Source organism: Bifidobacterium sp., assembly GCF_050874245.1.
Taxonomy (GTDB): Bacteria; Actinomycetota; Actinomycetes; order Actinomycetales; family Bifidobacteriaceae; genus Bifidobacterium.
On record NZ_JBNMKH010000058.1, the window covers coordinates 1 to 12,452 of the forward strand.

The following is a 12,452-nucleotide window of genomic DNA, read 5'->3' on the forward strand; positions in this document are numbered from 1 at the left end:
AGGTGGTGCACACCGACGAAGTGTTCGACCTGCCTCGCGTGCAATCGCTGTCCGCCATCATGAACGGAGAGAAGTAACAAGCCGAAAACAGACTTACCTATCCCCTTTCCTCATAACAAAGCCCGGTTCGGCTTTGTCAGGACGTTCTACGGAACGTTTCGGCAAAGCGGAACCGGGCTTTTCCGTCGATTTACAGCTTGCGTAGGCGGAAGGACGGAAACTGGACGAACCGGACGGAAGTGTCGTTACCGGCCAGCCAAGCGGATGCCCAACCTCGATTGGGCATCCAACCAAGCAAGCAATCAGCCAAGCAGCAGCCAGACAGAAGCGTCGGAATCCAGCTTTCCGTCATCAGTCAACGGCACGGAACATGCGATGACGACCGCATCGTCCGGCAACGCGACCGGCTCGTCGCCGAAATTGGTGACGGACAGGAAACGACGGCCTTCCGTGGCGGGACGGGAGTAGGCGACGACGTCATCGTCCGCATCCAGCAATTGCGCGGACGTGTCGCCGGTCGCCGTCAGAATCGTCTGACGCAACTGCAACAGCTTGCGGTACAGGCACAACATGGAACCATCATCCGCCATCTCGGCATCGACGGCGAAATCCTTGAACCAAGCCGGCTGCGGAAGGTGCGCGTCGGCAATGGCATCGCCATCCGAATCGCCCTGCGCATCATTCCGCACCTTCTGCGCCGGACCGAAGCCGAAGGTGCCACCGGTGATGAAATTGGAATTCCAATCGGCCGGACGGCCGCAATCGGCGGCGTTCCAAGGCAACGGCACACGGCAGCCGTCACGGCCCTTGTCGGTGAAATTGCGACGGGTGTTGAATGGCGTCGGATCCTCAAGCCGATCCCACGGAATGTCCGCCACCTCGAACAAACCCAATTCCTCGCCCTGATACACGTACACCGAACCTGGCAGCCCAAGCTCCATGAGCGCGGCCGCGCGAGCGCGACGGGTGCCGAGCTCGCGGTCCTCCCGGTACGAGGAACCGTCGCGCAGCAGCCAATCGTGCGCAAGCTGGTGATACGGCGCATCCTTCACCTGCGGAAGGCCGAAACGGGACGGGCTGCGCGGCACATCATGATTGTTCATGACCCACGTGGTGGTGGAGCCATGCGTCTCCTCAGCCGACCGCAGGCCGTCCGCAATGGCCTCGCGGAAGTCGTCCGCGAACCAATTCGCCTCGGCGAACTCGAAATTGAACACCTGGCCAAGCTCGTCCATGGACGCGTACAGGTGCTGAGATTCGGGCTTCACCCACGCCTCGCCGACCGCGAAACGCGGCGGATCGTACTCATTGAACACCGTGCGCCACTCGCGGTAGATGTCATGCACCTCCGGACGGTCCCACAGCGGGCTGAGCGAGCCATCCGCCGGAAGCACACACTGCACTGCGGCTGGATCCATATCGGCCAAAGGCGTGGATTCAAGGTCCTTCGCCAAACCATGCGCCACATCGATGCGGAAGCCGTCGGTGCCGTGATCGGACCAGAATCGCAATGTCTTCTTGAATTCCTCATGCACGTCCGGATTCTTCCAATTGAGGTCCGGCTGCTCCTTGGCGAACAAATGCAGATACCACTGGCCGTCCTCGACCTGCTGCCAGGCCGGACCGCCGAACAGCGACTGCCAGTCGTTCGGAGGCAATTCGCCGTTCTCGCCACGCCCGTCACGGAAGATATAGCGGTCGCGTTCGGCCGAACCGCGACCGGCGGCGAGCGCCTCCTGGAACATCTTGTGCTTGTCGGATGTATGGTTCGGCACGATGTCCACGATCACCTTGATGCCGGCCTCGTGCGCGGCGGCGGCCATCGCGTCGAAATCGGCCATGGTGCCGAGCCGCGGATCGACGTCGCGGTAATCAATCACGTCATAACCGCCGTCGGCCAAATCGGACGGGTAGAACGGGCTCAGCCAGACCGCGTCGATGCCGAGGTTCTTCAGATAGCCCATCTTTTCGGTGACGCCGGCGATATCGCCCAAACCGTCGCCGTTCACGTCTTTGAAGCTGCGCGGATAAATCTGGTAGACGACGGCTTGTTTCCACCAATCGTCGCGCGCGTTGTTTGCGGTCATGACTCCCCTTTCCCATGGTTGTTCGGCCCAATGGTCTTTCGACTGCAACGGATTTCCGCCGTGACGGATTTTCTACCCCCGACCGCAGTAGGTTTCCTGCCGCAGCGGATTTCTTTCCGAACGTAGCGGATTCCCGACCGTAGTAGGTTTTCGGCTGCCGAGCGTACATCCCCGTCACATGAAAACGATAACAACGGAGGCGGCGAAACGCTAACCGAATCGCAATCATTGCAACACGTCAAACGTTTGTCGGAAATGCCTGACGGAAACGTTTCGCGAAAGCGCCCGACGGAGACGTACGCCGCCTGTGCGCCGGTGCATATGCCGGCACGTATCGTGTATGCAGTGTCGTGTATGCAGTGTATGCATCGGCGACGAGCGATCTCGAAAAAAGACCATGGCAAGATGTCACGTGCCGAGTAGAATTACGGAAGATTCGGTTTGCATACGTTTTGCATATGTTGCCATGCGGGCGCCGCGCAAGCTGTCCCATGCGAATGCGGTGCGAGCCGTCCCCTGCGGACGCCGTGCGAGCCGTCCCCTGCGGACGCCGTGCGAGCCGTCCATGCGGGCGCCGCGCAAGCCACACTTGACGCACTTGCCACACGATGCCACACGAAAGGCGATTATGAAGTTCCTCTCCCCCGATTCCGGTTTCATGCGCGGGCTCAGCGACGCCATCGACGCGATTTGGATCAATATTCTGATGCTCGTCACCAGCATTCCGATCATCACGATCGGCGCCGCGCTGACCGCCGGTCATGACGCGACCCGCCGCACGCTGTCCGGGGAAGGCACGGCTACGCGCAATTATTTCAAGGCGTTCCGCGCGAATTTTGCAAAATCGACCGGTTATTGGCTGATTTTCGGCATTACCGGCGCGCTATGCGTCTATTCTTGGATTTTTCTGCAAATCACGCCACTGCTTATTCCGAAGTTCGCGCTGACGATTGTGTGGCTGATCGGCTTCGAATGGATTTGGGCGTTGCAGGCGCGTTTCGAGAACACGTTCTGGCGCACGCTCGGCAACGCTTTCGTGTTCGGTGTGAGCAATATCGGCCATACGCTTGCCTTGGTCGCGATTGACGCGGTGTTCGTCGCGCTGATCGTCGGAAGCTGGTTCTACATGCCGCAAGGCCTGTTCCTGCTACTCGTGCTGGGCTACGGCACCATGCTGATGATCCATTCGCCGATCCTCGAACACGTATTCCGCAAATACATCGCCCAATAATCCGTCCTTAGCGCCCCATCCCACATAACCCAACCCGAGCAATCTCGCACAAAACCCATCCCGAGCCCGCACAAACCCTATCCACTTAACCCAAGCCAAGCCAGCCCAAGCCACACAACCCAAGCCGAACCGAACCTCACACAACCCATCCCAAACCCCACAAGCTCACCAGCCCACCACTCATTTGCGGATTAATCGAACCTCGTGCGGATCACTAAGGATGTTTGCGGATTACTCGGAATGTCTGCGGATTGCCCCTGTCCCGTGCGGATGAATCGGACTCGTTTGCGGATTATCAAAACTCCGTGCAGATTCCTGGAGACGTGTGCGGATTATCCGAAAGTCATGCGGATGAAAATCGACGAAAACAAATTCTTCTAAAAATTTAATCGTTGAAATTTCAACGATTTACGGACGATAGTAATTTAGAAAAGCGATTTTCGCCCGAAAAAATCCGCACACACGTCTAGAAATCCGCACAAGATTTGGGAAATCCACAAAAGCGCTCAGCAATCAACAAACAAACTAAGGAATCCACAAACAAACCGAGGAATCCGCACGGGTTCGGAATAATCCGCAAACAACACGATTAATCCACACACAGCTGGAATGGCAGTTTATGGAATCCACACACTTGTTCAGAAATCCGCACACGACCTAAATAATCCACACAAGACACGATTTAATCCGCACACGACCTGAATAATCCACACATGACACGATTAATCCGCAAATGGGACAAACGGGTATGAAAGCATGGATAACAGATAGGCAGATATAGACGAATAGATGGATAAACGGATTGGCATATAAGCAGATAGACGGACATGGGAAGCGGAACGGATATACGCAAATGGGCATGAAAAAGGGGCTGACATTGAGTCAGCCCCGTAATGGCTATGTAAGGCGGCTTCCGGCCGATGACCGATCAGCTAGCGTCGGCCAACGTCCGAAGCGCACCCAAGTAGCGTCCGGACAGTGATTCAGCCCTTGACGACTCCGCCTTCGGCCCTGCAATTAAGGGCCGCGTTACGCGTGGGCTCAAGGATACCTTCGCTCGGCTACCGCCTCGCTCAGGCCGGAGCCTGGGAGCAACGCACTGCGCTGCTCCCCAAGGACTTTCAGCCCTTGACGGCTCCGGCCATGACGCCCTTGACGATGTACTTCTGGCAGATCAGGTAGAAGATGATGATCGGGATGATGGCCATGACCAGGCAGGCCATCATGGCGCCCATATCCACGGAACCGTAGCCGCCCTTGAGGTACTGCACGGCCACCGAGATGGTCTTGTACTTGCTCAGGTCGAGCGTCAGGTACGGCAGAAGGTAGTCGTTCCAGATCCACATGGCCTGCAGAATGGCCACGGAAACGATGGACGGCTTCATGATCGGCACGACGATCTGGAAGAAGATGCGCGGCACGGAAGCGCCGTCGATCATGGCGGATTCCTCCAGCGATTCCGGAATGCCCTTGACCACGCCGGTGAAGATGAACACGGCCAGGCCCGCGCCGAAGCCCAGATACACGAAGCACAGTCCCCACGGGGTGTTGAGCTTCAGCATGTCGGCCAGCTTGGACAGGGTGAACATGACCATCTGGAACGGCACGATCATGTTGAACAGGAACAGCGTGTACAGCAGCTTCGCGGCCCAATTGTTCACGCGGACGATCCACCATGCGCACATCGAGGTGCACACCAGGATCAGGGCCACGGAACCGACCGTGATCAGCAGGGTCCAGCCAAAGCTGGCGAAGAAATTCGTGGTCTCGATGCCACGAGTGTAGTTATCAAGCCCAACGAACGCCTTGCCGGTAGGGATGGAGAACGTGCTGCTTGAAATGTACGCCTTCTGCTTGAAGGAGTTGATGATGACCAGCAGGATCGGGAAAATCCATGCCAGCGAGACGACCGTGAACAGCACGGTCCACAGAGCACCATGCTTGACCTTTTCTCCGGAGTTCATGCCTCCACCTCCTTGCTAGTGGTGAGCTTGTTCTGGATGAGCGCCACGATGGCCACCAGGATGAAGAACAGCACTGCCTTCGCCTGGCCGACGCCTTCCCAGCCCATACGTCCGTAGAACGTGCGGGTGATGTTCATTGCCAGGCCTTCGGACATGTTCGACGGAGCGCCGTTGGTCAAAGCAAGGTTCTGATCGTACAGCTTGAAGCCGTTGGTGACGCACAGGAACGAGCACACGGTGATCGACGGCATCATCAGCGGGATGATGATCTTGAACATGGTCTGGGTGCCGTTCGCGCCATCCACGGCGGCCGCTTCGAGCACGTCGGTCGGCAGCGACTGCATGCCGGCGATGTAGATGATCATCATGTAGCCGATCTGCTGCCAGCAGACCAGAATGACCAGGCCCCAGAAACCGTATGTCGCGCTATAGGTCAGCGCACGGCTCCAGTGGGCGAGAACGCCGTTGAGCAGCAGCATCCAGATATAGCCCAGGATGATGCCACCGATGAGGTTCGGCATGAAGAACACCGAACGGAAGATGGTGGATCCCTTGATGGCCTTGGTCAGCATGTACGCGATGGCGAACGCGGCCACGTTGATCACGATGGTCGTAACGACGGTCAGTGCCGTCGAGAAGCCCAACGCATGCAGGAATTCCTTATCGGCGAGCGCCCTCTTGTAATTCTTCAGACCCACGAATTCGGCATCGGTGACGGTGGTGAACTTGCAGAAGCTCAAATACACACCCATGATGAACGGGATCACAAACCCGACGATGAACGCGACGAACGTGGGCAACGCGAATAACGCCCACCACTTTCGTATCGCTTTGCCAGCCATGCTGATCATAGCTTGCCTGCTTTCCTTCTCCACTCCATGCACCGCTCCAACGCGGGATGGAATTCCATTCCCAAGGAAACGAGCCACAGCATTGTTGTCCATTCCCTCAGTGCTTACACGGCCATGATAGGCAGCGTCGCAGCAAATGTCAAACGTTGTCATTTTCGCATGTCCTCCAATGCAAAAGATGAAACGTTGTCATATGGGGATTTATGTCTCAAAAAGCCTAGATTTAGCGCGGAATCATCGATTCAATCGATATATGAAAACGTTTGTAATGATTCAGTTGCATGCCGCAACGTGCACACGCGTCTTACCGCCGGTGTGCGGTACCATTACACTATTCTCCGTAATCACGGTACAGGGGGATTTGATGAAAAGCAGTATCCAGGATGTCGCGCGCCTTGCACATGTTTCCATTTCCACCGTCTCGCGTTCCTTCACGCGGCCAGATCTCGTGTCGCAGGCCACCAGAGACAAGGTGATGAAGGCCGCGGATGATCTGAATTTCTCCATTTCGAGGTCCGCGGCGGCGCTGAAGACCGGTCGTGCGCTGCGTATCGCGGTGCTTGTGTCGGGCCGGCTCAATCTGTGGTTCAGCTCGTCCATCATCGAGGGATTGAACGAGGTCTTCCACGATGAGGGCTACGACATCTCCATCTACCAGATGTCCAGCACCGAGGAGCGCAGCGATTTCTTCGACATGCTGCCGGTACGCCGCAACGTGGACGCGGTGATCGTCATCTCCTTCGACATCGACAGCAACGAGATCAAGCAGCTCAAGTCGGTCGATGTGCCGATCATCGGCATCAATTCCAGCCTTCCGGAGGAGCGCGGCTTCAACGCGGCCGTCCGCATCGACGACAAGCAAGGTTCCGAACTTGCGGCACGTCATCTGATGACGCTTGGACACCGTGATATCGCCTACATCCGCACCGACCGTGAGGTGACGCTGCACTTCAGTGTGCAGGGACGTTTCGAATCGTTCATGGAATGCTGCCATGCCAACGGCGTCGAGCCGCGCGTACTCGTCACCGACGAAGGCAAGAACAACGTCAGCAAGGTCGTGACGCAGCTGCTGAGCCTCGACCACATGCCGACGGCCATCGCCTGCCAGGAGGACGGCATTGCGATTCCGCTGCTGTTCCAGTTGGAGCGGAACGGCTTCACGGTGCCGAACGACATCTCCATCATCGGCTACGACGATGGCACCTACGCACGTGACCTCGGCTTGACCACCATTCGGCAGACGCCTGTGGAAATGGCACGGGAGGCCGCCCGTATGACACTCGCGCTGATTGAGAAGCAGACGATCGACGAGCCGTTCAAGACGTTCCCCGCGCAACTGATCGTACGTTCGACCACCGCACGACTGCGCAAGTAGTACCGCTTAATATCGCTTTGCGATTCCCTGCAAATCCTTACGATTCCTGCGATTACGGCGATTACTGCGATTGATCGCCGTAATCGCGACCGGCCGTTCCACCCCATGCACGGCAGAGGATGACGGGCACGGACATGGAAAATAAACGAAAGCCGCCACCGTGAACATGCGCAAACATGCACGGTGGCGGCTTTCGTTTTGCCATCACAGACGACTGCGGCCGAGAGAAGGAAAGGAGAAACTCTCGGCCGCGGTCATGTAATTCAGTTATTGGTCCGATCCATTGCCTATTCAGGCACGATCAGTGAATCAATCACCGGATCGCGGGATCAGTGGGCTGCGTCGTACTCGGTCTTCCAACCGTCCACGAAGGCTGTCTTCACGGCGTTCCAATCGCCGGTGCCCTGAGCGTACTCGAGGAGGGCGGAGCCGAGCTGGTTCTTCCACTCTTCGGACGGCATCATGGTGAAGTTCCAGGAAACAGCGGTCTTGCCGGAGTTCTGATCCTCAACAGCGGCCTGGGTCAGCGGGTTGTCGGACTTGACGTCGCTGAAGGACTTGAACGGGGTGGTGAAGCCCATGTCGCTGGACAGGGACTTGATGCCGGCCTTGCTGGTGATGACCCACTTCAGGAAGTCCTTGGTGGCCTTCTTGTCAGCATCGGAAGCCTTGGAGTTGATGCACCAGTAGTTCTCGGAACCGGTGGCCAGACCCTGGTTCTCCTCGCCCTTGGCGCCGATGTAAATCGGGATCATGCCGAGGGAATCGGCCTTCATGCCGTTCTTCTGCAGGTCGGACCATGCCCAGGTGCCGTTCTGATAGAACACGGCCTGGCCGAGGGAGAACTCGGAGGTGGCGTCGTCACCGGTCTTGGAGCTCAGCTGGGTCGGCTCGGTGGTGGAATCCTTCAGATACAGGTCGAAGATGTTCTTGTACTCCGGCAGATAGGTGCCCTTGATGGTGGCCGGCTGCTTGGTGACGTTGTCATCCTTGAACTCGTAGTAGAGCGGCAGGTTGGCCAGGTGGGTCTTGAAACGCCAGTCGGAGCTGGAATCGAAGCCGGCGGAGGTGAACGCGCCCTTGACGCCGAGCTGGTCCTTCTTGGCCTGGATGTCGTCAGCGACGGCCTTCAGGGTGTCGAAGTTGTCGATGTCCTTGACGTCCTTGATCTTGGCGCCATCAGTGGCGATGTACTTGGCCAGCAGATCCTTGTTGTAGATCAGGCCATAGGTCTCCATGGCGTACGGCACGCCGACGACCTTGTCGCCATCCTTGAGCGCGACGTCCTTGTCAATGAGCTGGTTGTACGGCTCAGTGTCCTTCATGTCATCGGTGTAGGACTTCCAGTTCTGGTAGCCGACCGGACCATTGACCTGGAACAGGGTCGGAGCCTCGGACTTGGCGATCTCGGACTTCAGGGTCTGCTCGTAGGTGTTGGATGCTGCGGTCTGGACCTTGACCTCGACGCCGGTCTCCTTGGTGTATTCCTTGGCCAGCTTCTGCCAGGCGTCATTGGACTCCGGCTTGAAGTTCAGGTAATAGACCTTGCCCTTGCTGTCGGAAGCGGAATCGGAACCGCCGCCGCAAGCCGCCAGAGTACCGACGGACATCGCCGCGATAGCAATCATGCCAACTGCTGCTTTAATAGTACGATTCATCATCGAACCTTTCTCTTTCCATTCCTGTTTCCCAGCCTCCACTGGGTCACATCTTGCGAAATCGCATCATCACGATTTCTGACACGCTCTATTGTGCCGCAAAATTCGTCTTTTTGCAAACGTAGGCAGAACTTTTCATTTTTTTTGCACGAATAAAAATCGTTCGCGCCCTATAATTCCTTTATTTTCAATAGTTTTCGGCATATCGCCTTTATGAAAGCGTTTGCGACACGCCTGTGCGCGAAAAGCGTTGCACACGCAGGAAAAGGGGATATAGGGTGCTTGGGCTCCAAGCATATCCGCACGTATCAAACAGCGTCTTCGATCGTTCGAGACGTACGGGTTCGAAACTTCACGGCCTTAAGACTTTGCGCCCTCAGCAATTCCAGTGTTCGATGACGTTGTCTCCCTTGTACCGGCCAAGCACGCAGTAATGCGCGGTGTCCAGCCTCAGCAGACGCGCGAAATGAGGGTCGACGCCCAGCCATTGCGACGTCAGGATACGCAGCACGTGCGCATGCGCCACCAGAAGCACGTCTTTGCCGGCATCAAGCAGCGGCTCAACCACAGCGATCGCCTCGCGAGTGCGCGCCGCGGCCTCCTCCACCGTTTCGCCGGGCCCATTGTGCACGGGCACGCGTTCGCCGTCCGGCAACGTCTCCACCCAGTCACCTTCCAGCGATTCAGGCAGCGACCGCGGACCATCGCGCCACACATCCCAAGCGAAACCGCCCGCCGCGCTCACCTCCTGGCGCGTACGACCCTCGGCGCGGCCGTAATCCCATTCCGCGATCGCGTCAAGCACTTCGAAATCGCCATATCCGGCAAGCTGAGCGGTCTGCTGCGCACGACGCAACGGGCTGGCGAACATGCAACCAGGCGCGAAACCATGCGGAAACGCCTCACGTAACCGTTCGCCGGCGGCACGTGCCTGCTCACAGCCAACAGCGGTCAGCGGAATATTGGTACGGCCGGTATGCTGCCCCGATTCGCTCCACACGGTCTGTCCGTGACGCAGCAGCACCAAACGACCTGAGGCGATTGCGGAAGCCGCGTTGCTTCCCAGTTGAGTTTCTGTCATGTCTCCACTCTAGCCGACGTGGACTGCGATTTCACGTTCATTCCATCACGTGTTCCGCATACGCAGCCGTCCACACCCCAGTCTGACGGTCCAATCGCCACAGCCAAGGCGTTACACTGGAGCCATGAGTGAAAAGCCAGACATGGAATCCAGTGCGGACCGCGCTGTGGCGGCCCTGCATGCCGTCGACGAGAAGGTGAACGCGTTGCGTGACCAGAGACTGAACGACCCCGATTCCTTCGGAGACAAGATCTTCAAGACCGCGACGCCCGCATTGGCTGGACTGGTGTTCGGCAAAGTGTTCGAGATGCTGTGGAAACGAAGCGTCGGACGCAAGTCCGTCCGCGCCGACGGCACCACGAATGAAGCGGCGGAAGTGGCACTCAGCATCGCTTTCACAGTAGCTTCCGCGGCTTTCGGTTCGCTTGTCGCGCAACTATCCGACCGCGGTTCGAAGGCGATTGTGGACAAACGGCACGCGCGGCAGGCGCGGCGCAAGTAACGCAAGTATCGAGGGGGCACGCAGCCGGACGAAACATGGTTTGCCGAAGCACGGACGATCGCATGAATGCATCGCAAAATCGTTCTTGCAAAATCGTTCCACGAGGGGAAGAATGGCGGTATGAGCAACATTCTTCATAATGCAACCGTCGATACCCTGCTGGAACGCCGTTCCATCCGCAAATTCAAGCCGAAGCCGCTGCCGGACGACGTCGTTGAGACGCTGGAGACCGTGGCACAGCACGCGGCAAGCAGCCAATTCCTGAACGATTGGTCCGCCATCCGCATCACCGAACCGGCCATCAAAAAACGCCTTGCCGAAATCGCAGGACAGCCGTACGTCGCGACCGCGCCGCTGCTGTACGTATTTGTGCTGGATGAGCATCGCAACGCCGCTATCGCCGCTCGTAAGGGCGTGGAAGTGGCGTCTGACGCGTTCACGCTCAACGGCAGCTATCGGTACACCCAGGCGCAGAACGATGCGGTTTTGGCATTGCATGCGATGGAAACGGCCGCGTATTCGCTCGGCTTAGGCTGTGTGATTCTCGGCTCGCTGCTTAACGATGTTCCCGCGCTGATCGATTTGCTGAATCTGCCGGAATACACGTACCCCGTGCTGGGATTGGCGATCGGCAAACCGGATCAGGAGCCGACACTCAAGCCGCGCATGCCGCGTAACATGCAGTTCTTCGAAAACGAATACCCGAACAGTGACGAAACGTTGCTGTCAGGCTTGGATGAGTTCGATGCCGAGGTGCACAAGTATTACGACCTGCGTAATACCGAACGGCCGGTGGACGCGTTCAGCGACCAGGTCGCGGCGAACGCCACCGATGACAGCGTGAATGCCAAGGCAGTGGCCACGCCGGCGAAGAGGCAGGGTTTCCGTTTGGAACGTTGAGCTCGCGATACTTGAATCGTCTCGTATGAGCTAATCGTTTTGGCATGACTTATAAGCATGATACGAGCCGATACGGCGTATTCCGATACCATGCATTCCGATAAAGCATTCCAATAAATTGGCCCGGCAGATTCGTTTTGGAGGCATCTGCCGGGTCTTTTTCTATCTTCTACGCGGCTTGTAGCCCTTCTTACGCGAATGCGGCTTGAGTTGCTGGTTAAAAGGAACGTACGTGTAGTTGGACTGTGGATCGCGATGCGTGAGATGCCAGGTACCACAGAAATCACAGCGATATACCCAGAGTTCAGTACCGCGTTCGCGCCAACTCTGATCGGCGGCCTGTTGGGCCGTTGCCTTGTCGTGATACATGATCTTGTTCGACTCGGTACAACGCTTGGGTACGAAGTAATGCATAACAAATCAGTGTATGCAGTCGCTTCGATAAGACTGAAAATTCTTGGGGCCCGGCCGGAGGGAGACGAAACGCGGGAGGAAAAGGAATCCCCGAAGGATCCGTAGGATCCGGCCGGGAGGCCTAGGCGAAAGGCCCACGACGATCCGACGGCCGGGACATACGGGGACAAACAAGAAGGAATTCCCCGGAAGCCGGAAGGTCCGGTCGGAAGAACCGGAAGAGGGAGAAAAAGAGGGACGGAATATAAGAAAGGACCTTCCGGGAGCCAGCATGCGGTCCGGCCGGAAGAACCGGAAGCAAAAAGCAATGGGGATAAAAAAATGGGGTTCCCGGAGCAAGCTGCTCCACGGGAACCCCCAACGTTGAAAGCGGCGGCGTGCTACTCTCC

Annotated in this window: 10 protein-coding genes; 4 read left to right on the forward strand and 6 right to left on the reverse strand. The window is 57.5% G+C overall.

Annotated elements, in window-relative coordinates; genetic code table 11:
- Window positions 1-302: 302 nt before the first annotated feature.
- Window positions 303-2,087, reverse strand: a complete 1,785-nt coding sequence (locus tag ACR0P8_RS07005; protein WP_432624404.1) for a glycoside hydrolase family 13 protein — start codon at window positions 2,085-2,087, stop codon at window positions 303-305.
- A gap of 628 nt (window positions 2,088-2,715) precedes the next feature.
- Here ACR0P8_RS07005 and ACR0P8_RS07010 point away from each other — a divergent pair.
- Window positions 2,716-3,318: a YesL family protein gene (locus ACR0P8_RS07010; RefSeq protein WP_432624405.1), complete on the forward strand. Its 603-nt coding sequence runs from the start codon at window positions 2,716-2,718 to the stop codon at window positions 3,316-3,318.
- Window positions 3,319-4,439: 1,121 nt separating this feature from the next.
- Here ACR0P8_RS07010 and ACR0P8_RS07015 read toward each other — a convergent pair.
- Window positions 4,440-5,282: a carbohydrate ABC transporter permease gene (locus ACR0P8_RS07015; RefSeq protein WP_432624406.1), complete on the reverse strand. Its 843-nt coding sequence runs from the start codon at window positions 5,280-5,282 to the stop codon at window positions 4,440-4,442.
- Window positions 5,279-6,133: a carbohydrate ABC transporter permease gene (locus tag ACR0P8_RS07020; RefSeq protein ID WP_432624407.1), complete on the reverse strand. Its 855-nt coding sequence runs from the start codon at window positions 6,131-6,133 to the stop codon at window positions 5,279-5,281. Before ACR0P8_RS07020 ends, ACR0P8_RS07015 begins: the two co-directional genes overlap by 4 nt.
- 364 nt (window positions 6,134-6,497) lie before the next feature.
- Between ACR0P8_RS07020 and ACR0P8_RS07025 the strand changes: the two genes are divergently transcribed.
- A complete protein-coding gene (locus ACR0P8_RS07025) occupies window positions 6,498-7,508 on the forward strand; it encodes a LacI family DNA-binding transcriptional regulator (protein ID WP_432624408.1) in 1,011 nt (336 codons plus the stop codon).
- Between the two features lie 329 nt (window positions 7,509-7,837).
- On the opposite strand, the gene ACR0P8_RS07030 is transcribed toward ACR0P8_RS07025, so the two are convergent.
- A complete protein-coding gene (locus ACR0P8_RS07030) occupies window positions 7,838-9,169 on the reverse strand; it encodes an ABC transporter substrate-binding protein (protein ID WP_432624409.1) in 1,332 nt (443 codons plus the stop codon).
- A 373-nt stretch (window positions 9,170-9,542) separates the two neighbouring features.
- Window positions 9,543-10,247, reverse strand: coding sequence for a histidine phosphatase family protein (locus tag ACR0P8_RS07035; RefSeq protein ID WP_432624410.1), 705 nt, complete (start codon window positions 10,245-10,247; stop codon window positions 9,543-9,545).
- A gap of 124 nt (window positions 10,248-10,371) precedes the next feature.
- On the opposite strand from ACR0P8_RS07035, the gene ACR0P8_RS07040 reads away from it, so the two are divergent.
- Both ACR0P8_RS07040 and ACR0P8_RS07045 read left to right on the forward strand, forming a co-directional pair.
- Window positions 10,372-10,749, forward strand: a complete 378-nt coding sequence (locus ACR0P8_RS07040) for a DUF4235 domain-containing protein (protein WP_432624411.1) — start codon at window positions 10,372-10,374, stop codon at window positions 10,747-10,749.
- 120 nt (window positions 10,750-10,869) lie between these two features.
- Window positions 10,870-11,649 carry a nitroreductase family protein gene (locus ACR0P8_RS07045; RefSeq protein ID WP_432624412.1) on the forward strand — a complete coding sequence of 260 codons (780 nt, stop codon included), beginning with the start codon at window positions 10,870-10,872 and terminating at the stop codon, window positions 11,647-11,649.
- Between the two features lie 162 nt (window positions 11,650-11,811).
- Here ACR0P8_RS07045 and ACR0P8_RS07050 read toward each other — a convergent pair whose 3' ends face one another.
- On the reverse strand, window positions 11,812-12,063 hold the full coding sequence (locus ACR0P8_RS07050) for a hypothetical protein (RefSeq protein WP_432624413.1): 252 nt from the start codon (window positions 12,061-12,063) through the stop codon (window positions 11,812-11,814).
- Window positions 12,064-12,452: the final 389 nt, after the last annotated feature.

Bases quoted from the DNA above. Each gene is read 5' to 3' on its own strand.
- ACR0P8_RS07025 (WP_432624408.1), top strand. From the start codon at position 6,498: ATGAAAAGCAGTATCCAGGATGTCGCGCGCCTTGCACATGTTTCCATT.
- ACR0P8_RS07040 (WP_432624411.1), top strand. From the start codon at position 10,372: ATGAGTGAAAAGCCAGACATGGAATCCAGTGCGGACCGCGCTGTGGCG.
- ACR0P8_RS07035 (WP_432624410.1), bottom strand. From the start codon at position 10,247: ATGACAGAAACTCAACTGGGAAGCAACGCGGCTTCCGCAATCGCCTCA.
- ACR0P8_RS07020 (WP_432624407.1), bottom strand. From the start codon at position 6,133: ATGATCAGCATGGCTGGCAAAGCGATACGAAAGTGGTGGGCGTTATTC.
- ACR0P8_RS07005 (WP_432624404.1), bottom strand. From the start codon at position 2,087: ATGACCGCAAACAACGCGCGCGACGATTGGTGGAAACAAGCCGTCGTC.
- ACR0P8_RS07030 (WP_432624409.1), bottom strand. From the start codon at position 9,169: ATGATGAATCGTACTATTAAAGCAGCAGTTGGCATGATTGCTATCGCG.
- ACR0P8_RS07010 (WP_432624405.1), top strand. From the start codon at position 2,716: ATGAAGTTCCTCTCCCCCGATTCCGGTTTCATGCGCGGGCTCAGCGAC.
- ACR0P8_RS07015 (WP_432624406.1), bottom strand. From the start codon at position 5,282: ATGAACTCCGGAGAAAAGGTCAAGCATGGTGCTCTGTGGACCGTGCTG.
- ACR0P8_RS07050 (WP_432624413.1), bottom strand. From the start codon at position 12,063: ATGCATTACTTCGTACCCAAGCGTTGTACCGAGTCGAACAAGATCATG.
- ACR0P8_RS07045 (WP_432624412.1), top strand. From the start codon at position 10,870: ATGAGCAACATTCTTCATAATGCAACCGTCGATACCCTGCTGGAACGC.